Below are 23,110 nucleotides of genomic sequence, written 5' to 3' on the forward strand. Positions count from 1 at the left end.
TTATTGTATCTAATATCAAATTATCTTAATTTAATTTTAAAGTTTTTATTTGCTTTTTGATAATATTAAATTCCTTATATAATACATAAAGTGATACTTGACAAAAGTTTATATAATAGGAAATAATAAATAATAAAACAACATAAAATGGGTATGAACTATTAATATTATTAGCAAATGGAGATGATATAATGGCAAAAATTTTACTTACAGGCATATCTGGAAATGTAGGTAGTGCAGTAATGGATTATTTTATAAAGAATAACATTGATTTTACAGCTGGTGTAAGAAATGTTAAAAAATATAAAGGGAAATTCCCCGGAATTAATTTAGTTCATTTAGACTTTGAAAACAAAGATACATTTGATAGTGCATTAGAAGGAATGGATAAAGTGTTTTTAGTTCGACCTCCGCAACTTACAGATGTAAACGAGATATTTAAACCATTTATAAATAAATGCAAGCAAAAATTTGTTAGGAGAATAGTATTTCTATCTTTACTTGGAATAGAAAAAAATCCTTTCCCGCCTCACCATAAAATAGAAAAAATTATATTAGAATCAAATATACCATATACCTTTATAAGACCAAGTTTTTTTATGCAGAATCTATCAACTACTCATAAAGAAGATATAAAGGAAAGAAATGATATTTTTATTCCTGGGGGTAATGCAAAGGTAAGCTTTATTGACACTAGGGACATTGGTGAAATAATAGGTATAACTCTTACAGAAAAAGGACATAGAAAAAGAGCCTATACAATAACAGGATGTGAAGCCATAAGTTATTATGAAGTTGCAAATAAAATGAGTGAGATTTTAGGAAAGGATATAAAATATTCAAATCCTAGCCTGTTACAATTTAGAAAAGAGATGATAAATAGAGGAGTTAAAAAGGAATTTGCTAATGTAATGACTGTACTTTATTTAACTACTAAATTTGGAATGGCAAGGAAAGTAACAGATACAGCAGAAAACATATTAAAAAGAAAACCTAGAACTATAGATGATTTTATAAAAGATTATAGTGACCAATGGATATAATTTATTTATAAATTGTATAATAAGTCTACTAATTATAGATATTTTCTATTTTACTATTATTTATCCTAAATTTATAATGATATTAGTTTAACTATCAAAAATTTAGGAGGGAGTTTAATGAAAAGTAATGTGTTTAATTCAACAAATTCTATGGTTATTGCATCATTAGGAATCGTAATAAATATTGTTTTTGGTACAGTAATACAATTCATACAAATACCTTTATTATTTTTAGATACTATAGGTACAATTTTTGTAGCAGTTGTACTTGGTCCATTTGCTGGTGCAATGACAGGAGGACTTACAAATATAATACAAGGAATGATAACAAATCCTAAAAATATCCCCTTTGCAATTGTAAATATAGCTATAGGATTAATTGTGGGACTTATAGCTAAAAAATATAGATTTAATTTTAAAATTGCAATTGTGACAGGTATTATATTATCAATTATAGCCCCTTTAATAGGAACTCCAATTGCAGTTTTAGTTTATGGGGGAGTAACAGGTGGAGGCACAGATATTATATTTGCATGGCTACTTGCAAGTGGACAGAAGATTTTTACAGCTGCATTTATTCCTAGAATTACAGGTAATATTATTGACAAAATAGCTAGTTGTATATTAGTTTTATTTATAATTCAGTATTTACCTTTGAATTTAAGAGCATATCAAAAGAGTAATCAAAATGCATAGAAAAAAACAAATAATATATACGGCTCATTGTATATTAAATCAAAATTCAGTTATTCGAGATTGGGAAAGGTCAAAAGGAGCTTTTAATGATATAGTAAAAATTATAATAGATAATGATATATCAATTATCCAGTTTCCTTGTCCAGAATTTATTTTTTTAGGTGAGAATAGACCACCTATGACTAAGAAAGAATATGATACATATGATTATAGAAATTTATGTGAAAATTTAGTGAATGATATTGTTAAACAAATGGATGAATATTTAAATAATGGCTATCAAATAATTGGAATATTAGGCATAGAAGGTAGTCCAACTTGTGACTCTATAAAAGGTAAGGGTATTTTCATGGAGGAATTATATAAATCTATGGAAAATAATCAAATTGATATTAAAACATTTGATATAACAGAAGATTATGAAGAAGGCAAAGATACAAATATATTTCAAGACTTTAAAAATTTTATAAAAATGTAATGTAAAAGAGTATACTGATTTTTTTGGTATACTTTTTTACATGTATATAATATGAGATAGAATAGATAGTATCTTTAATAGGATGTTTTTTGTTACTTTTAGTAACTATTATAATATAATCAAATCAATAAATATAATTAATAAAATAATAACTTTATAGTATAAAGTTTAATATGTTATACTAATATAGATAATTAACTAATAAGGATGATGTAAATGAAAAATTATAGTGCATTTGATGTAATAGGTCCTAAGATGATAGGACCATCTAGCTCTCATACGGCAGGTGCTGCAAGACTTGCAAGAATTGCTTCAAAGCTTATAAAATCAGATATAATAAAGGTGGATTTTTTACTTCATGGATCTTTTGCAAATACTTATAGAGGCCATGGAACAGATAGAGCATTAATGGCTGGATTGTTGGGATTTATAGAATATGATGAAAATCTAAAAAACTCCTTAGAAATTGCAAACAAAAAAGGAATTAATTATAATTTTATACCTACTGATTTAGGAGATGCTCATCCTAATACAGTAAAATTTTTAATATATCAATCTAATGGCAAAATAGTAGAACTTATGGGATCTTCCATAGGTGGAGGTAATATAAAAATTACTGAAATAAATGGAATGAAATTAGAATTTGTAGGAGAATATCCAACACTTATAGTGAAACATATAGATGGCCCTGGTGTAATTACAAAAATAACAAAAGTATTAGCTGATGAAAATATAAATATAGCATTTATGAGCGTATACAGACAAAGTAAAGGAAAAGATGCACTTATGGTTTTAGAATGTGATAATAAACTTTCAGATAAACTTATAAAATCTATAAAAAATTCCTCGGGAAATGTTGAAGAAGTTTATGTTATAGATGCTTTATAGAAAAGAGGTAAGCAAATGTATAATTTTAAAGATGGAAAAGAACTTTTAAATATATGTAGAAAAGAAGATAAAAAAATTTGGGAAGTAATGATAGCAAGAGAAGTTGAAAATTCAGAAAAGAATTATGATGAAATATTTGAAATAATGAGAGAAAATTTAATTACTATGATTAATGCAGTAGAAAAAGGTCTGAATAGTAGTTTGAAATCAATGGGTGGACTTGTTGGTGGAGATGCTAAAAAGCTTAAAGAAAGATATATGAATTCAAATACTCTTTCTGGTAAAAGAACAATGAAAGCAGTAGCAGCAGCTATGGCTGTTTTAGAAGTAAATGCTACTATGGGGCAAATTGTAGCAGCTCCTACTGCTGGGTCATCTGGAATAGTACCAGGAGTATTGTATATGATGAAAGATGAATACAGTATAGAAGATGATAGGTTAATAAAAGCTCTTTTTACAGCTTCTGCTATAGGATATATTATCACAAAAAATGCTACAGTAGCAGGAGCAGATGGAGGATGTCAAGCTGAAACAGGGTCAGCAGCAGCAATGGCAGCAGCAGCTCTTGTTGAAATTGAAGGTGGAGAACCTAGTGAATCCTTAGAAGCAGCATCTATGACTATAAAAAATATATTAGGGTTAGTTTGTGATCCTATAGCAGGCCTTGTAGAAAGTCCATGTGTTAAAAGAAATGCAATTGGAGCTACAAATGCACTTATATCTGCTGATATGGCTCTTGCTGGAATTAAAAGTATAATACCTTTTGATGAAGTAGTAGATGCCATGTATAATGTTGGAAGGTCTCTTCCAGTTGCTTTAAGAGAAACGGCTTTAGGAGGTCTCGCTGCTACTCCTACTGGTAAAAAAATTGCAAGAGATATTCTAGGTAATAATTAAAATTATATAAAGGGGATGTATAAAGTGGGTTGTTGTCAAAAAGAAAAATTTGTTTTTACAGACATTTCAAAAGAAGACAAGAATAATATTGATTTAATTTTAAAGAAGTATGATGGTAGAAAAGGCACTCTTATTAGCATACTTCAAGAAGTTCAAGAAAAATATAATTATCTTCCTATTGATATATTGAATTATATATCACTTAAAACAGGTGTAAAGCCTGCCAAAATTCATGGGGTTGCTACATTTTATACACAGTTTAGATTAAATCCTGTAGGAGAGAATATGATAATGCTTTGTCAGGGAACAGCTTGTCATGTAAATGGTTCTAAAACAATAGAAGAATCAATATTTGATGAATTAAATATAAAAGATGGAGAAACTACTGATGATGGACTTTTTACACTTATAAATGTAGCTTGTCTTGGATGTTGTAGCTTGTCTCCAGTTATGATGATAAATGATGATACATTTGGAAATCTAACTGCTGAAAAAGCAAAACAAATTATTAGAAGTATAAAGGAAAATAGCAAAAGAAAGGGGGCATAAAAATGAAGATAATAGTAGGGCAAGGTAGTTGTGGTATAGCTGCTGGTGCAAATAAGGTATATGATAAATTATCATACGAGATAAAAAATAATAATTTAGATATAGAATTATCATCTACTGGTTGTATAGGAATGTGTTATTTAGAGCCTATTATAGATGTTATACATGAAGGTAAAAAAATTACATTTGTTAATATGGATGAAAATAAAGTTAGTATACTACTTAATAATATATATACAGATAACATTTCTGTGAATGAATTTACTATTGATAAAAAAGATATAGAAATACTATCAAAACAAAATCGTGTTGCTCTTAAAAATTGTGGTAATATAAATCCTGAAAGCATAGATGAATATATAAATACAGACGGGTACAAAGCTCTTGAAAAGGTTTTAAAGGATATGAGTCCTGATGAGGTAATTGATGAGATTAAAATATCAGGCTTAAAAGGGAGAGGTGGAGCTGGATTTCCTACTTGGTTTAAATGGAACGCAGCAAAAAATTCCCCCGGAAATAAAAAATATGTAGTATGTAATGCAGATGAAGGAGATCCTGGTGCATTTATGGATAGAAGCATATTAGAAGGAGATCCACATAGATTAATTGAAGGTATGATAATAAATGGATATGCCATGGGTGCAGATGAAGGTATAGTATATGTAAGAGCAGAGTATCCACTTGCTATAAAGCGTCTTAGTAATGCAATTAATGAGGCAGAAAAAAAGGGTTATTTAGGTGAAAATATATTTGGAGAAAATTTTAAATTCAGTTTAAGAATAAAAGCTGGTGCAGGAGCTTTTGTTTGTGGTGAAGAAACTGCACTTTTAGAATCTCTTCAAGGTGAACGTGGAATGCCTAGATTAAAACCACCTTTTCCAGCACAAAAGGGATATTGGAATAAACCAACTAATATAAACAATGTTGAAACATTGGCAAATGTAGCTTATATAATATTAAACGGAGGGAAAACCTTTGCAAACCTTGGGACTGAAAATAGTAAAGGTACAAAAGTATTTGCTTTAACTGGAAAAATAAAAAAAGGTGGACTTGTAGAAGTTCCTATGGGAATAACTTTAAGAGATGTAATATATGAAATAGGTGGAGGAATAAAAGAAGATAGAGAATTTAAAGCTGTACAAATGGGAGGACCATCAGGAGGCTGTATACCAAAACACCTTTTAGATACTTCCGTTGACTATGAATCAATATCTAAAATTGGCGCTATAATGGGTTCAGGTGGAATGGTAGTAATGGATGAAACAACTTGTATGGTAGATATGGCAAGATTTTTCTTAGATTTTACTAGAAAAGAATCATGTGGTAAGTGTATTCAGTGCAGATTAGGTACTAAAAGAATGCTTGAAATATTAACTAGAATTTGTGAAGGGAAAGGGAAAATTGGAGATATAGAACTTTTAGAAGAATTAGGTACAAAAATAAAAGAAGGTTCACTGTGTGGACTAGGACAAACTGCACCAAATCCAGTACTTAGCACTATAAGATATTTCCGTGATGAATATGAAGCTCACATTCATGATAAAAAATGTCCTTCAAAAGCATGTAAGGAATTAGTTGAATATAGTATTTCAGAAGATAAATGTATTGGATGTGGACTTTGTAAAAGAAATTGTCCTGTAGAAGCTATATCTGGAGAGAAAAAATTAGTTCATATAATAGATTTAGATAAATGTATTAAATGTGGAAAATGTATGGAAGTGTGTAAATTTAGTGCTATAAAAATTGGTTAGTTTGTGAAGGGGGCGTAAATTATGAATAAAATTAGGCTGAATATAAATGGAATTGAAGTAATGGGTCATAGTGGACAAACAATTTTAGAAATAGCTAAATCTAATAATATTGAAATACCAACACTTTGTCATGATGAAAGAGTTGAACCATATGGATCATGTGGATTATGTATGGTGGAATTAGAAGGAATGAATAAGTTGTTAAGGTCTTGTGCAACAGTAGCATCAGATGGAATGATAATTTCTACAAATACGAAGAAAGTAAGAGAGTCAAGAAAAATAGCTCTTGAATTATTACTTTCTGATCATACTGGTGATTGTAAGGCACCTTGTACTTTGGCTTGCCCTGGGGATACAGATTGTCAAGGCTATGTAGGACTTATTGCTAATGGACAGTATAAAGAGGCAGTAGAACTTATAAAAGAAAAGTTACCACTTCCTGCAAGTATAGGTAGAGTGTGTCCTCATCCATGTGAGACAGCATGTAGAAGAGAAACACTAGATGATCCAGTCTCAATTGCATTTTTGAAGAGTTTTGTAGGAGATATTGATTTAAATGATAAAGAACAATTTATGCCAGAAATAAAGTCATCTACAGGAAAATCAGTAGCAATAATTGGAGGAGGACCTAGTGGACTTACAGCTGCATATTTTTTGGCTAAAGAAGGACATAAAGCAACTATATATGAATCTATGCCAAAACTTGGAGGTATGCTTAGATATGGAATACCTCAATATAGACTCCCAAAAGAAGTATTAAACAAAGAAATAGAGCTTATAAATAATATGGGGGTAGAAATGCTTACAAATATAAAGGTAGGCAGAGACATAAAGTTAGAACATTTAAGGGAAAAATATGATGCAGTATATATTGCAATAGGTGCTTGGAATAGTACAAAATTAAACTGTCCAGGAGAAGATTTAGAAGGAGTAGTTGGGGGAATAGAATTTTTAAATAAATTTGCATTGAATAAACCTATTAGAACTGGTGATAAAATAGCAGTAGTTGGTGGAGGTAACACTGCTATGGATGCTTGTAGAACAGCTATTAGATTAGGTGCAAAAGAGGTATATGCATTATATAGAAGAACAAAAGTACAAATGCCAGCAGAAGCAGTAGAAGTAGAAGAAGCATTAGAAGAAGGGGTTAATTTTAAATTTTTAGTAAGTCCTATAGAGATTATTGGGAATAATGGGAAAGCATCAAAAATACGTCTTCAAAAAATGGAACTTGGAGAAAAAGATTCAAGAGGAAGAAGGCGACCAATTCCAATTGAAGGAGAAGAAGAAATAATAGAAGTAGACTCTGTAATAGCATCAATTGGTCAATCTGTAGATATAGAAGGCTTTGAAGATTTAGAACTTACTAAAGGAGGTACTATTTCTGCAGATAAAAATTCATTTCTTACAAATATAGAAGGTGTATTTGCAGGTGGAGATGCTACAAATAAAGGACCCGATATTGCAATAACAGCTATTGGTGAAGCTAAAAAGGCAGTACAAGTTATAAATAGTTATCTTGAAGGAAAAACTGTTAGTTACGAAAAACCTTTTTATGTTACAAGAGAAGAAGTAAATATAGAAGAATTCTCTGATAGAGAGGTAGAGCATAGACCAAGAATGGAATTTTTAGAGCCAGATATCAGAAAGAGAAATTTTGAAGAAATAGTAAAAGGATATTCAGAGGAAGATGTGAAAAGAGAAGCTATGCGTTGCTTAGAATGTGGATGTGGTGATTTATTTGAATGTAAATTACTTCATTATTCTAATGAATATAAGGTAGAACCTGAAAGATTATCAGGTGAAATGCATAACAGACAAAATAATGATAATCATCCCTTTATAATTAGAAATTCAGATAAATGTATATTATGTGGTTTATGTGTTAGAATTTGTGAAGATGTAGTAAAATCAAATGCCTTAGGTTTAATAGATAGAGGATTTGATACAATAGTACAACCAGCATTTGGTAAGACCTTACAAGAAACAGATTGTGTAAGTTGTGGTATGTGTATAAGTGTGTGTCCTACTGGAGCACTTCAAGAAAGGCTTTCAATTGAAAAGTCAGTTCCACTTAAAACAAAATCAACTTCTACTGTATGTTCACATTGTAGTATAGGATGTAATTTAGATTTAAACACTAAAGGAGATTTATTAGTAAAATCATTACCTAAAAATGACTCATCTATTGACAATGGTCTTCTTTGTGCAAAAGGAAGATTTGGATTTGATTTAAAAAATATAGGAAAAAGAATCACAAAACCTTTAATTAGAAAAAAAGGAAAATTAGAAGAAGCCTCATGGGAAGAAGCATTGCTTTTTACAGCAAAGAAAACCCAAAGTTTAGGATTATTGTATGGTAGTGATACAGTAGCAATATCTATTTCAGATAGGTATACAAATGAAGATATGTATTTAGCATCTAAATTAGGTAAAGAAGTATTGAATACTAGTAATATAGGATCATTTAATAGTCATAGAGGAGGAATAGAAGAAGTATTTGGATATGATGCATCTACAAATACATTTGATGAACTTTCAGGTGTAGATACTGTATTATTAGTTGAATCAAATGTTATGGAAAAACATCCTATAGCAGGATTTAAGATTAAAAAAGTAGTAGAACAAGGTGCAAAACTATTATCTATAAGTCCTAGTGAAACTGGTCTTACTAAGTTATCTAGTATTTCTGTTCATACTAAAAATGATATAAAGTTTTTAAAAGAAATATTAAAATCAATTATTGATGAGAATTTAATAGCTGATAAAGATAATTATATAGGATTAGATAATTTAAAAGAGAATTTATCTCATATAGAGGTAAGCGATGAGGCTAAAAAAATAGCTAGTTTTTATGGGAAATCAAAAAATGCTATGATAGTATTTGAACAAAAAACAATTACATCAGATGCAGCAATTTTACTTGCAAATATGGCAGCTATTACTGGACATATTGCAAGACCTAGAAATGGTATAATTCAATTAAAACAAAATACTAATAGTCAAGGTCTTAAAGATATGGGAATAACTAAAGGATATGATTATCTAAAGTATAATATTGAAAACAAAAATATAAAAGGATTATTAGTATTTGGAGAAGATATGTTAAATGTTAACCTTGAAAGTTTAGAATTTTTAATGGTTCAAGATACACATCTTACTGATACAGCTAAAAGGGCTGATATAGTATTACCAGCAGTTGGATTTGCTGAAACAAGTGGTACAATAACTAATACTGAAAGAAAAATTCAAAGTTTAAAGAAAGCCATAAAACCTTTAGTCGATTATGAAAATTGGCAAGTAATAATGAAGCTTTCAAATATATTAGGTAAGAATTTTGATTATTTAAGTGCTAGAGAGATATTGATTGATATTGAAAAATCAAATTCTAATTATTTTGGACTTACAAAAACAAATGATAAAGATATATATTGGCCAATAGGTAGTAATAGAGTACTTTATGTAGATGGTTTTAATACTAAGAGTAAAAAAGCAGAATTGAAAAATGTAGAAGATGGGATATTCTTTGTTGAAGACATAAATACAAATAATTTAACAAAGAGCTTTACTAAATATCTTAAAAAAGAAAAGTTAATATAATAAAAAAAGCACATTTAAATATAAATATTTAAATGTGCTTTTTTATAGGTTTAATATTAAAAATTGTTAATAAATTTAATGTTAGGGTAAATAAACTAAATAACAAAATAGATTCTAGGAGGAAATAAAGATGTTTGAAAAGGGAGAAAAATTGAATCATGATTATGAAAATGATATAGAAATATTTACCTTTGGTGATTTTGATATTCGTATAGGTAATAAATCTATAATTGAAGGATTAGGTAGAAGATATAAGATTTTAGAATTACTTAAATTTTTCATCTCTTATAAAAACAAAAAATTGCTCCCAGAAATAATTATAGAAAATTTATTTGAATATAATGAATCTGATGATTTGAAAAATGTATTAAGAACTCAAATATTTAGACTTAGAAAGTTTATAGAAGAAATAAAAAGACAAATTAATATAAATGAATTATTATTTGATATAGAATTTATAAATGGATATTACATATTAAAGATAAGTGATAACTTAAAAATAGACAATGATATATTTGAATTAAGCATCGAAAAAGCTAATATGATGAATTTAAACTCTCTAAAAGCAGCTAATTATTATGAAAAAGCTTTAAAAGTATATATTGGTGAATATATGGGAGAATGTAGTTGTGGAGATTGGATAATACCTATTAGAAATAGATATAATAGAATATTTATTCATTCAGCAAATAAATTAATAAGTATATATAAAGAAAATAGTATGTTTAAAGAAATAGCTGATATATGTGAAAAGGTTATAGAAATACAACCATTTGATGAAACATTTCATATATATTATATGGAAGCATTAAAGGAAATGGGTCAAATTAAGCATGCTTTGAGTTATTATGAGTATACTACCTATAAAATGTATAAAGATTATGATATGAAACCTTCAATTGCAATGAAGGATTTATATAGGAAATTACAAATAGCAAATGGAGAAAAAATAATAACAGATTTATATTTTATTGAAAAAAGATTAAAGGATAGTGAGGTTCAAGGGGCTATGTATTGTGATTTAGAGTATTTCAAGTTTTTATATAATCTTGAAAAAAGAAAAAGTATACGTGGAAATGTAGACACTTATATTAGTTTAATCACTTTAAATCATAAAAAAAGAACAACAGATAATCTTAAACAATCAAGAAATGTATTGAAAGCTATTTTGTTAAAAAGTTTAAGAAAAGGTGATGTAATAACATTTTGGAATGAAGATCAAGCAATTATAATGATTACAGAAATAAAATCAGAGTTTTTATATTTAATAGAAGATAGAATACAAAAGCAGTTTAGAAAGTATTTAAAAGGTAATTGTAATTTAGAGTTTAAATTTAATAAAATTTCAAATAGCATTATATAGATTTAAAAACTTCAGATTTTATTCTGAAGTTTTTTTATGTTATTTTATTTTGTAATTAAAATGTAATGCATAAAAAATTAATATATAATACATAAAAAATCAATATAAAACTTATTTGAACTTACTCTAAAATTATACTAGGGTATCTTTATAATAACGTAAAATAAATAATGGAGGTGAAAGTTTAGATGAAGAATTTTCGCAACAAAGGTTTAATTATATATATATTAATTTTATCTTTAGTATTTGTAAATGGTTTTTTACCTATAGTTTATGGTGATTCTGAAGAGGTTCAAAAGGAAGAATCAAACCAAAAAGAATCAAACTTAGAACCATTAAATAAGGAAAATATAAAAAATGAATCATTAACTCAAGAAGATAAATCTAAAGAAGATCCTAAAGAATCAAAACCAGAAGAGAAGCTAGAAGAAAATACAAAATCAAAACCAGAACCAGAAGAAAAGGAACAAAAAAAAGAAATGTTGAAAGCTAATTTATCACTTGAAATTAAGACAGATAAAAATTCATATAAGCCATGGGAAAATATAGTATATACAGTTCAAGTTAAAAATGAAGGAAATGTAGATTTGAAAAATGTAATAGTAAAGGATAGTATTACAAATTTAAATCAAAATATAAAACTATTAAAAATTGGAGAAACAAAAGAAATAAAGACCATTTATAATAAATTTTCTTCATTAGAAAGAAGAGTAAAAGTAAATACATTTATAGTAAGCACTAAATTTAATAATGAATCTATAACTCAAAATAAAAAAGTGGAAGTTAAATTATTAAAACCAGAAATAATAAAGAAAAAGAATTCTAGTTCAGCATTTATTGAAGAACATGAGATTGAAAAATTCCCTAAAGAGTATCAAAAATTTTTAGATGAGTTATTTAAAGAAAGCATTGCTAAAAGTAGTATATTTAGTGCATTATCTACTTATCGAAATCCTGATCCTCAATTTGAAGATACAATAACAGTGGATAAAACTGCTGAAAGTGTAGAAGGATGTAGAGAATATTTAGTTACATTAGAAATTGATGGTGAAATACCACAAAAACCAATAGATGTAATACTTGTAATAGATAGATCAGGAAGTATGAATGATGGTTCAGCTATAACTTATGCTAAAAATGCAGCTAAAAGTTTTTCTCAGACAGTATTACAAAATCCTAACAGTAGAGTAGCATTAGTATCGTATGCATATTCAGGAAGCATATATGGTTGGGGTAGTATAAATGATGCAACATTAGATACTAATTTTACCAATAATTATAACTTAATATCTAATGAAATCAATTCATTAGTTGCAAATGGAGGAACAAATGCGGAAGCGGGTTTTAGAACAGCTAGAATTACTATGGCTAATAATTCTAGACCAGAAGCAAATAAAGCTATAGTATTTTTAACAGATGGAGTACCTACAGTAAGTATTGGTAATTGGTATGGTCCTAGTGAACCTACTTATATAAATAATCATGCACAAGCTGCTATAAATGAAGGACAAAATTCACAAAATGTAGCTAGAGTATTTACAGTAGGATTGTTAAATGGAGTACCAGCACAAAGTTTAGGAGTTGCCAGAAGTGTATTACAACAAGCTCAAGATTCAGGATATTATGAAACTTTTTCAGCAGCAGATTTGACACAAATATACAATGAAATATCAGAAAATTTAAATTTTATTGCAAAAGATGCAGTAGTAAAAGATAAAATTAATGATAACTTTGTATATGTAGAAGGAAGTCTTTCAAGTAATGAAGCAACATATGATGAAAATACTCATGAAATTACTTGGAATGCCGGAACAATAACGGAAAAAACAACTTTAACATATAAAATAAAAGCTAAATGTTCATTTGAAGGAGGAAATGATATACCTACAAATGATTGGGCAAAATTAAATTATATAGATGTAAATGATGAAGAAAAGACTAAAGATTTTCCTGTACCTAAAGTAGATGTAATAGAACCATTAAAAGTAGATTTAGGACCAGATTTAGAAATGACAGGTGACACTGTTAATCTTGCAGATAATATTCAGATAAACTCTGGTCATCCACCATATACTTATATTTGGACTAGTAGTAGTGATCCAACATGGGTATCATATGATGCTAATCCTCAAGTAAGTCCTAATGAAGATACCACTTACAAATTAGTATTAAAAGATAAATATGGTGAAGAAGGATGTAGTGCATGTATAGCAGAGGATGAAATAGTGGTAAAGGTAATAAGGGGAAGTATAACAATAGAAAAGATAGTAATTAATGAAGACCCTAGTACCAAATTTTCTATATGGATAGATGGACCTGAAGAAAAACAATGGGCATTATATATAAAAGAAGGAGAAACGAAAACTATAGAAAATTTAAAACCAGGAAATTACAATATTAATGAAATTGTACCTATGAATTATGAATTAGTAGGTTATAGTCAGCAAATAGTTACTATAAGTTCTGAAAATCTTCATCAAACAGTTACTATAACTAATAAAAGAATTAATGATAGTTGGTTTTATGATGATGATGAAAAGCCTAATAAGTTTAAAGTTCAGCTAGAACAATAACTTAATATCTATAATATGAGGGGATGAAAATATGGAGGGACATAATGACTATAAAATTAAGAATATTTTTAAAATTACAGAAAATATATTCCTTTATATGGTATTAGTTATAACTGTAATTTTGATTATAGTTACAGTGAGAAGTCGTTTTAAAGGAGAACAGCCCTCTATATTTGGATATAAAATATATGAAGTACAGAGTGGAAGCATGAATCCAACTATAAATGTGGGAAGTTTAATAATAGTAAAACAAATTAATCCTAAAGATATAAAAACAAATGACATAATAACTTATAAAGGTTCAACACAATCACTAGTAACTCATAGAGTAGTTGATATACAAAAAAAAGAAGAATTTAATTTCGTTACTAAAGGTGATGCAAATACAACTCCAGACCCATTAGTTGTAAGAGGAGAAGATGTTTTTGGAAAAGTTATATTTAGCATACCAATAATAGGATATATATTGAATTTTTTGAAGACTAATATATATTTTATTATATCAATAATTCTTTTAATAATTTTAACTTTTATTTATATAAAAAAGCAAGTTAATAAGAAGTCTTTATAGGAGGTGAATCAATTTAAATTTATTAAAAGTTTAAGTCAAATAAGTTCTAAACGATAAGGGCAAACTCTAGGTAAACTTAGAGGACGCAAAACTAAAGGGCCTTTTAAATGGCAGCCAGTTACCGAATCAATTAAAAATTTGAGGAGGTATTGTAAATGAAAAAAAGATTAATAATTACTTTATCATTAGTAGCTATAGCTATACTTGCAATAGGAGGAACAATGGCTTGGTTTACAAGCACACCAGAAGCAATTGATAATACTTTTAAAGCTGGAACGGTAGATATAGAAGTTAATGAAAATGGATTTGAAAATATAACTAATTGGAACCCTGGAGATGAAACAAATAAAGATGTAACTGTAATTAGTAAAGGAACTAAAAAGACTTATGTAAGAGTTCAATTAACACCTACTTGGAGTAATGAAATGTCAATAGATAATGTAGAATTAATGATAAATAGTAATGATTGGATATTACATGATGGATGGTATTATTACAAGTATATTTTAGAAGAAAATGAAGAGACAAGTAAATTATTAGATAGTGTTAAGCTTTTAGGTGAAGAGACAGGGAATGATTATCAAGGTGCAACTTTTACACTAAATGTAAAAGCAGAATCAGTTCAAGCATCAAATGATGCATATAAAGATGTTTGGGGATTGACGTCACTTCCTTCAGGATTAGAAGAATACTAATAATTAAGATGTACAATAATAAATAAAGGCATATGGAATAAGAACATATGCCTTTATAATAAATTTAAAGGAGGAGGCAGGTGATATGAGAAATAACTATAAATTTATTTTGGTAATGATATTTACTTTTTTTATAAGCTTTACAATGTTGATAGTATCTAATAACAGTTATGCTGATGATATTGAAATAATAGGAAAAGATTTAGGATTAGTTATAGAATCTTCTAGAGAAAAATTCTTTGATTTTCAAATTTTAAATCCTGGAGACATTAAAAAAGGTTCAATAACATTAAAAAATGATTACGAATATCCTTTTAATTTATATATGAAAGCAGAAAGAATTGGTGAAATAGATAGTGTAGATTTATTAAATCAACTTATTCTTCAAATTAATTATGATGGAGAATTAATATTTGAAGGTTCTATGAATAATTTTGCAAAAGAAAATATTTATTTAGGAAAATTAGAAATGGGAGATGTTCAAAAACTTGATGCTACTGTAAAACTTCCAGGACCTGAAACTGGAAATGAATTTCAAGGTAAAAAAGTAGATGTAAAATGGATTTTTACAGCACAAACTGAAAGAGTATTAGGTGAATATGATGGACCAAATGAGGAAGTAGTAGATGAACAAGAAGTAGTTGATGATGGAGTTACTTATACACCAAAGATGCCACAAACAGGAGAAATGATTCCATATCTATTATATGGAGTAGGAATAAGTTCTTTATTAATAGGAATAATATTGAAATTCAAAAAATAGTCTGGATTTAGAATCAGACTATTTTTATTATGTAAAATTACTTTTAATATTTGAGTAATTATCATATTATATAAGGGTATATAATTACATATAAACTCAATGAGAGGGAGATCTATATGAATAAACTTATAAAATCAGCATTATTTCAAAGAAAGTTTGTAATAATACTTGTTTTAGCAATAATAGCATTTGGAGTATATACTTATTTTGAAATGCCAAAACAAGAAAATCCAGAAGCAATTAGTCCAGTAGGTATGATCACAACAATTTATCCAGGAGCTAGGACTGAAGAAGTTAGAGAAGACATTACAGAACATGTAGAAAATGCTATTACTGGCATAGATGGTGTAGAAAAGATACAATCTGTTTCTAGAGATAATGTGTCGTTAGTAATAGTACAACTTAGCTATGAAGTAGATAAAGAAAAACAATGGGAAGTACTTCGTTCAGAACTTGAAACTATAGAATTACCAAGTGATGTTCAATCTCCCTCACTTGATACAGATCTTATAAATACAACAGGTGTAATGTTAAGTATCAATACTTCTGATAATGAAATAAACGAAATGAAAAATATTGAAAAGCTATCAACAGATATAAAATCAAAATTAAACGATATAGAGCAAATAAACGAAACTAATATATTAGGTATATTAGAAGAAAACATAATAATAGATATAGATTTAGAAAAATTAAGGTCTGCAAACCTAACTTTGGAAAATATAAACGATATTTTAACAGCCCAAAACATTGACATACCATTAGGAGGCTTACAAACAAAAGAAGGTAATATAAGCATTTCATATAATAAAGAAGATAGTATTGAAGACATAAAGAAGATAGTGTTAGGATTAAATCCACAGACAAACGCGCCTATAACTCTAGGTAGTATTTCTGAAATAAAATACGAATATACCGATGATACAATATTTATGCATAATGGAAACTCATCTGTACTTATTACATCTTATTTTGATAAAGATAGTAATATATTATTAGCAGAAGAAGAAATAAATGATGTGATTTCTCTATTTGAAAAAGAATTAGATGAAAATACTCAAATAGATAAAATAATATTTCAGCCAGAAGATGTTAAAAATTCTGTAAATGACTTTATAATAAATTTACTTCAAGCAATAGTTTTAGTACTTATAGTAGTTTTTATAGGTATGGGTTATAAAAATGCATTTGTAGTTTCAGTGACTATTCCACTTTCTATAATGCTTACTATTATATCTATGTCATTTTTAAATATTAATATACAACAAATATCTATTGCAGCACTTATTATATCCCTTGGTATATTAGTAGATAACTCAATAGTTATAACTGATGCAATACAAGTAAAATTAGATGAAAATATATCTATTATGGAAGCAGTTTATTTAGGAACTAAAGAATCAAGTATTCCAGTACTTACATCAACACTTACTACTATAATGGCATTTGCACCACTTATAACATTACCAGGTGAGGCAGGAGAGTTTGCAAAATCTTTACCACAAGTAGTTATTATAGCTTTAATTGCATCATATATAGTTTCTATAACAGTAACTCCTGTACTTGCAAGTTTACTTCTTAAAAATAGTCATAGAAAAGCAAGAAATCGAAAACATTTTAAAGGATTATTAGAAAATACACTTTTAAAAAGCATGAAATATACTAAAACTACTTTGTTTATAGTATTAGTATTAATAATTATATCAGGTTTTATGCTGGTAAACATGAGACTTGAAGTATTTCCTTATGCAGATAATAACATAGCATATATTGATATAAACGCAGAAGAAAATGATATAGCTCAAACACAACAAATTGTAGAAGACGTAAAAGAAGTATTAAATGATAGAGATTATATAAATGAATATACATCATCAATAGGAGGACCAATACCTAAATTTTATATAACAAATCCTCCGTATTTTAAATCGCCTGATTTAGGGCAAGTAATGTTTAGATTTAATGAAGAAAAAATTGCTGAATATAAAAATAAGAAGTATTTTGCATATGAACTTCAAAATGAGCTAAATGATAAAATAGAAGGTGGAACAGCGACAGTTAATTTACTTGCACTTACAAACCCAGGACCTGATATTGATATAACTCTTTCTGCCGATGAATTTAAAGATATAGAAAATGTAGCAAATAATATAAAAGAAGAAATGAATGATATGAATAGCTTATATAACATTACTTTAGAACAACCCTCTATAATAGAAGAATATGAGATTATTCCAAATAAAGAACAAATGTCAATATTAGGACTTACAAGTTATGATATACAAAGACAAGTGAACCTTGCATTGAATAAAACTCAGATTGGGGAAGTTAACATAGATGATGAAAGTAAAAATATTTTGTTGTATGCCAATCCAAATACCATAGATGAATTACAAAATATACCTATTAAATCTCCTAATAGTCAACAAATATTAGTATTAAAAGATGTAGTAGAAATGGAAGAGGATACTAGGTCAGAAGAATTAAATAGATTCAATAGAAAGCCATTTATCAAAATAACAGCTGAAGTAAACCCTGATAAATCTACTTTAGTAGAACAAAGTAAAGTTGAAGAAATAATAGATAATAAAAAAACAGATGATATTAAAGTTACATTTGGAGGAGAAAAAGAAATATTTAGAAAATATTTAAGTGGTCTTGGTATAGCTGCACTTATAGCACTTGTAGGAGTGTACCTAATATTACTTCTTCAATTTAGATCCATACTTCAACCACTTATAATACTTATAACTGTACCATTATCTGTAATAGGAGTAGTTTTTGGAGTTTTTATATTTAGACTACCTCTTACATTTACAGTAGGACTTGGAGCAGCAAGTCTTATAGGTATTGTTGTTAATAATGCAATACTAATAATAGAATATATAAATAGAGAGAGGGAGAAGGGAAGAAGTATAAAAGAAGCTTGTATAGAATCAGCGAAAAAAAGATTAAGACCAATATTATTAAGTAGTATTACAACAGTGATAGGTCTTATTCCATTAGTTTTATCTGGGAGTTCATTTTTCACACCACTAGCTGTAGGACTTATGGTAGGTCTTATATTCTCAACACTTCTTACTCTTGTTGTAATACCAATAGCATATAATAGTCTTGTAAAAGAAAATTAAAATTGCTTTTTTATATTAATTGTAGTATTATATAATTAGTTAAATAATATGAAGTATAGTTTGAGGGGAAACAGGTTAAACTCCTGTACGGTCCCGCCACCGTATGGTATAAATATATACTAAGTCGGAATACCTTAAATTATATAAAATCACTTAAAACTTCACGTGGAAATGAAGTGGTGTGGTATATAAAATGACTTTATTAACCCTTCCACTCTCATAGTGGAAGGGTTTTTTTAGATACATTAAATACATAAATATAAGGAGGAATTATAATGAGTAAAAAAAGTTTAATAATTATTATAGCTTTAGTTTTAGCATTAGGGCTTGTATTTGCATATCAGACTTTTTTATCTCCAGAATCAGTAGAAGGAGCTAAAGAAGTAGAAATACAGGTAATAAATGAAAAAGAGAATGTGGATAAGACATTTACCTATAACACCGATGATGAATATTTAATAGATTTATTAGAAAACAATAAAGATGAGATTGGTGTAACTCTTACAGATTCAGATTTTGGAAAAATGGTTACTGCTATGATGGATTATGAAGCAAAAGAAAGTGAACAAGAATTTTGGCAAATTCAAGTAAATGGTAAAGATGCAGAAACAGGTGTAGCTGAAATACCACTTACAGATGGAGATAAATATAAATTTGAGTTAACTAATTATTAATATGAAAGTAAGAGATCTTGTATTAATCGCTATATTAAGTGCCACTTTAACTGCATCTAAAATGGCATTATCCTTTGTGCCTAATGTAGAAATTGTTACTTTGCTTTTTATAATCTATACTGCAGTTTTTGGGTTTAAAAAAGCTATTTTGGTTTCAATAATATTTTCTACAACTGAAATATTCTTATGGGGGTTTAACACTTGGCTGATAGGTTATTATTTGATATGGCCAATATTAGTTGTAATAACATCAATTATTAGTAATAAAACTCAAAATGAATATATATATGCATTTTTGGCTGGTATATTTGGTCTCTCATTCGGTTTGTTTTTTGCTTTAACAGAATCTGTATTCTATGGAGTCGGTTATGGAATAACTTATTGGATAAGAGGTCTATTATTTGATATTATACATGGCTTTTCAAACTTTATATTAGTACTCATATTATTTAAGCCTATAAAAAATATTATAGAGAAACAAGGTGCTAGATTTAACTAAAAATCTTTTTCTTATAGTTTATTCTCTTTTACATAGGGAATATATTCTATAAGAGAGAGATTTTTTATTTTTTAATATCTTTTTTATAATTTATCTAATAAATAAAAAATAGGTAAATATATAGAGGTGAATATATGTTTTTTCAAAATTGGAATCAAATATTTAAAATTATAATTTTAGCAGTTCTTTTCTATATTAGTTTGGTTTTTATACTTAGAATATCTGGAAAAAGAACACTTGCAGATCTAAATGCTTTTGACTTAGTAGTTACAATAACAATGGGATCTATTTTTTCAACAACATTATTATCTTCTTCTACAGAATTATTTGAAGGTCTTACAGCTATCTTAACACTTGTTATGATGCAATATATAATGTCAAAGATATCGGTTTATTCTAAAAAATTTACTAAAATATTAAAATCTAGTCCTACTCTTTTATACTATGATGGAGAATTTTTAGAAAAAAATTTCAAGAAAACAAGAGTTACAAAAGATGATATAATACAGCAAGTTAGGTTAGAGCAAGGATTAACTTTATCTCAAATATCAGCTGTCGTATTAGAACCTAATGGTAAATTATCAGTGATAACTAATATACCTAATAAAGATAAGGAACAAATTGAATCATATAAGTAATAAATAAAAAAATATTGGATAAATTAAAATAAACAAGGTGGTGAAAATATGAATGATGACTTTAAAGTAAAAGAAGATAATTATGCTTTATCAATTATAGAAAATATGGATATAGAAAATGTTGAAAATTCTATGCAAAAGATATATAGATTTCAACAAGTAATACAAAAAACACTTGTTGAAGGACATGATTATGGCAAAACATTTTATGGTTCATCAAAACCTTCTCTATTGAAACCTGGTGCTGAAAAAATACTTATGTTATTAGGAATATCTAGTGAATATGAAATAATTGATAAAGTACAAAATTACGAGGAAGGCTTTTTTGCATTTAGTGTAAAATCTATATTGAAGAAAAATGAAAAAATAGTTACAGAAGGTCTAGGTCATTCTAATAGTAGAGAGAGAAAATATCTAGGTGGTAGACAAGATGTATATATGTTAGGAAATACTTGTCTTAAAATGGCTAAAAAAAGAGCACTTGTTGATGCAACATTGACAGTTGCTTCACTTTCAGATATATTTACTCAAGATATGGAAGATATAACACAATTTGAAGAAGAAGAAAGAGTAGAGACTATGACATTAAGCGATGCTCAAAATATAAAAGTTACATTTGGAAAATATAATGGGAACACACTTGGTGAAATTTACAATAAAGATAAGGGCTATATTAGATGGCTTGCTGAAAAGTCAAGAGATGATGGAATATCTAGAGCTTGTAAATTAATTTTATCACCTGATTTTGACACAGAAGAGGTTCAGCAAAAAGGCAATAAATTACCTCCAGAATAAACAATATTATTATAAAATAAATTTAACTTTTAAAATAATCAAAATAGGTATATAATATTTATTTAGTGGGTCTAAAATTTTAGACCCGCTTTTATAAATTTAACGGAGATGATTAAGATGATAAAAAAAGAAGGAGTAGACTTAGGAAAAGGAAAAGTGTCTTCATTATTATTAAAATTATCATTACCAGCTATAATAGCTCAATTAGTTAATTTATTATATAATATTGTTGATAGAATTTATATCGGAAGAATTGAGAATGGTGAAATAGCCATGGCAGGAGTTGGGGTAGCATTTCCTATAATTATGATAGTTATGGCATTTAGTTCTCTTGTAGGAATGGGTGGAGCACCTCTTGCTGCTATAAAAATGGGACAAAAAGATAATGATGGAGCAGAAAAAATTGTAAGCAATAGTTTTTCTAGTGTTGTAATTGTTGGCTTAATACTAACTACAATTGTATTGATATTTAAAGAACCGATACTTTGGGCTTTTGGAGCAAGTGAAACAACAATTTCTTATTCGCTTGACTATTTAAGTATATATGCCATTGGTACTGTTGCTGTTCAAATTGCATTAGGGATGAATCCTTTTATAAATACACAAGGCTTTGCTAAATTTGGAATGATGACTGTAATAATAGGTGCAATAATCAATATTGTATTAGATCCTATATTTATATTTGGATTTGATATGGGAGTAAAAGGTGCAGCATTAGCAACAATCATTTCTCAAACTGTTTCTGCTCTATGGGTACTTGTATTTTTATTTGGGAAAAAAACAAAGCTAAAAATAAGAAAAAAATATATGGTTCCAGATTTTAATATAATTAAAAAAACAATGGGCTTAGGTGTATCACCATTTATAATGCAGTCTACAGAAAGTTTAGTTTTAATATCTTTAAATAATATGCTTATGAACTATGGTGGAGACATTGCAGTTAGTGCAATGACAATAATGAGCAGTATAATGCAAATTATAATATTACCAATGATGGGATTAACACAAGGTGCACAACCAATTATAAGTTATAATTTTGGAGCTAAAAATATAAAAAGAGTAAAAGAAACTTTTATTCTTTTGGCAAAACTGTGCTTTTCATATACAACAATCATGTGGGCAATGCTTATGATTATACCACAGGTATTTGTCTCCATATTTAATAATGATCCTGAATTATTACGTATGACTACATGGAGTATAAGGATTTATTTTGCAGGAATATTTGCATTTGGTGCTCAAGTAGCATTTCAACAAACTTTTCTTGCACTTGGAAAAGCTAAAATTTCTTTAATCCTAGCACTGCTTAGAAAAATAATACTTCTTATACCACTTATATTTATTCTTCCAAACTTTATGGATGATAAATTATTTGCTGTATTACTTGCAGAGCCAGTTGCTGATATAATAGCAGCATTATCAACTACAATAACATTTTTTATATTCTATAAAAAAACATTTAAAAAAGAACAAACAGATATAGGTAGAGAAATAACTGATAATTAA

General features: G+C 27.8%; 19 protein-coding genes and 2 riboswitches. All 19 genes read left to right on the forward strand.

Annotation, left to right across the window (positions count from 1 at the left end; all coding sequences use genetic code 11):
- Positions 1 to 191: 191 nt before the first annotated feature.
- The 19 genes from E0D94_RS05665 to E0D94_RS05755 all read left to right on the forward strand — a co-directional run bounded on the left by E0D94_RS05665 (position 192) and on the right by E0D94_RS05755 (position 23,110).
- Positions 192 to 1,043, forward strand: a complete 852-nt coding sequence (locus tag E0D94_RS05665; RefSeq protein WP_130806313.1) for an SDR family oxidoreductase — start codon at positions 192 to 194, stop codon at positions 1,041 to 1,043.
- A gap of 117 nt (positions 1,044 to 1,160) precedes the next feature.
- The gene (locus E0D94_RS05670) at positions 1,161 to 1,739 is read left to right on the forward strand and encodes a CD3073 family putative ECF transporter S component (protein ID WP_130806314.1); all 579 of its coding nucleotides are present in this window, start codon (positions 1,161 to 1,163) and stop codon (positions 1,737 to 1,739) included.
- Positions 1,732 to 2,217 carry a CD3072 family TudS-related putative desulfidase gene (locus E0D94_RS05675; protein ID WP_130806315.1) on the forward strand — a complete coding sequence of 162 codons (486 nt, stop codon included), beginning with the start codon at positions 1,732 to 1,734 and terminating at the stop codon, positions 2,215 to 2,217. Before E0D94_RS05670 ends, E0D94_RS05675 begins: the two co-directional genes overlap by 8 nt.
- A 216-nt stretch (positions 2,218 to 2,433) precedes the next feature.
- Positions 2,434 to 3,105, forward strand: coding sequence for an L-serine ammonia-lyase, iron-sulfur-dependent subunit beta (gene sdaAB / locus E0D94_RS05680; RefSeq protein ID WP_130806316.1), 672 nt, complete (start codon positions 2,434 to 2,436; stop codon positions 3,103 to 3,105).
- Between the two features lie 15 nt (positions 3,106 to 3,120).
- Positions 3,121 to 4,002 carry an L-serine ammonia-lyase, iron-sulfur-dependent, subunit alpha gene (sdaAA, locus tag E0D94_RS05685; protein ID WP_130806317.1) on the forward strand — a complete coding sequence of 294 codons (882 nt, stop codon included), beginning with the start codon at positions 3,121 to 3,123 and terminating at the stop codon, positions 4,000 to 4,002.
- A 15-nt stretch (positions 4,003 to 4,017) separates the two neighbouring features.
- Entirely contained in the window at positions 4,018 to 4,551 is a 534-nt protein-coding gene (gene nuoE / locus E0D94_RS05690; protein WP_130806318.1) for an NADH-quinone oxidoreductase subunit NuoE, read from the forward strand.
- Between the two features lie 2 nt (positions 4,552 to 4,553).
- Positions 4,554 to 6,302, forward strand: coding sequence for an NADH-ubiquinone oxidoreductase-F iron-sulfur binding region domain-containing protein (locus tag E0D94_RS05695; RefSeq protein ID WP_130806319.1), 1,749 nt, complete (start codon positions 4,554 to 4,556; stop codon positions 6,300 to 6,302).
- A gap of 21 nt (positions 6,303 to 6,323) precedes the next feature.
- Positions 6,324 to 9,902, forward strand: a complete 3,579-nt coding sequence (locus E0D94_RS05700) for an NAD(P)-binding protein (RefSeq protein ID WP_130806320.1) — start codon at positions 6,324 to 6,326, stop codon at positions 9,900 to 9,902.
- A gap of 130 nt (positions 9,903 to 10,032) precedes the next feature.
- On the forward strand, positions 10,033 to 11,265 hold the full coding sequence (locus E0D94_RS05705; protein ID WP_130806321.1) for a BTAD domain-containing putative transcriptional regulator: 1,233 nt from the start codon (positions 10,033 to 10,035) through the stop codon (positions 11,263 to 11,265).
- A gap of 188 nt (positions 11,266 to 11,453) precedes the next feature.
- Positions 11,454 to 13,838, forward strand: coding sequence for a vWA domain-containing protein (locus tag E0D94_RS05710; protein ID WP_130806322.1), 2,385 nt, complete (start codon positions 11,454 to 11,456; stop codon positions 13,836 to 13,838).
- Positions 13,839 to 13,869: 31 nt separating this feature from the next.
- Complete coding sequence (locus E0D94_RS05715) at positions 13,870 to 14,409, forward strand: signal peptidase I (RefSeq protein WP_130806323.1); 540 nt, start codon at positions 13,870 to 13,872, stop codon at positions 14,407 to 14,409.
- A gap of 48 nt (positions 14,410 to 14,457) precedes the next feature.
- Positions 14,458 to 14,535: riboswitch (cyclic di-GMP riboswitch) on the forward strand.
- A gap of 29 nt (positions 14,536 to 14,564) precedes the next feature.
- Entirely contained in the window at positions 14,565 to 15,104 is a 540-nt protein-coding gene (locus E0D94_RS05720; protein ID WP_130806324.1) for a BsaA family SipW-dependent biofilm matrix protein, read from the forward strand.
- An 85-nt stretch (positions 15,105 to 15,189) separates the two neighbouring features.
- Positions 15,190 to 15,867 (forward strand): hypothetical protein, encoded by a 678-nt coding sequence (locus tag E0D94_RS05725; RefSeq protein ID WP_130806325.1) that lies wholly within the window; start codon positions 15,190 to 15,192, stop codon positions 15,865 to 15,867.
- A gap of 116 nt (positions 15,868 to 15,983) precedes the next feature.
- A complete protein-coding gene (locus tag E0D94_RS05730; RefSeq protein WP_130806326.1) occupies positions 15,984 to 18,998 on the forward strand; it encodes an efflux RND transporter permease subunit in 3,015 nt (1,004 codons plus the stop codon).
- A gap of 41 nt (positions 18,999 to 19,039) precedes the next feature.
- A riboswitch (adenosylcobalamin (AdoCbl) riboswitch) is annotated at positions 19,040 to 19,185 on the forward strand.
- An 88-nt stretch (positions 19,186 to 19,273) separates the two neighbouring features.
- The gene (locus E0D94_RS05735; RefSeq protein ID WP_130806327.1) at positions 19,274 to 19,672 is read left to right on the forward strand and encodes a DUF4430 domain-containing protein; all 399 of its coding nucleotides are present in this window, start codon (positions 19,274 to 19,276) and stop codon (positions 19,670 to 19,672) included.
- A 1-nt stretch (position 19,673) separates the two neighbouring features.
- Complete coding sequence (locus E0D94_RS05740; protein WP_130806328.1) at positions 19,674 to 20,171, forward strand: hypothetical protein; 498 nt, start codon at positions 19,674 to 19,676, stop codon at positions 20,169 to 20,171.
- Between the two features lie 134 nt (positions 20,172 to 20,305).
- Entirely contained in the window at positions 20,306 to 20,809 is a 504-nt protein-coding gene (locus tag E0D94_RS05745) for a DUF421 domain-containing protein (RefSeq protein WP_130806329.1), read from the forward strand.
- 48 nt (positions 20,810 to 20,857) lie between these two features.
- On the forward strand, positions 20,858 to 21,604 hold the full coding sequence (locus tag E0D94_RS05750) for an exodeoxyribonuclease X C-terminal domain-containing protein (protein ID WP_130806330.1): 747 nt from the start codon (positions 20,858 to 20,860) through the stop codon (positions 21,602 to 21,604).
- Positions 21,605 to 21,712: 108 nt separating this feature from the next.
- Positions 21,713 to 23,110 (forward strand): MATE family efflux transporter, encoded by a 1,398-nt coding sequence (locus E0D94_RS05755; protein WP_130806331.1) that lies wholly within the window; start codon positions 21,713 to 21,715, stop codon positions 23,108 to 23,110.

This window comes from Senegalia massiliensis, from assembly GCF_900626135.1.
Classification (GTDB): domain Bacteria; phylum Bacillota; class Clostridia; order Tissierellales; family SIT17; genus Anaeromonas; species Anaeromonas massiliensis.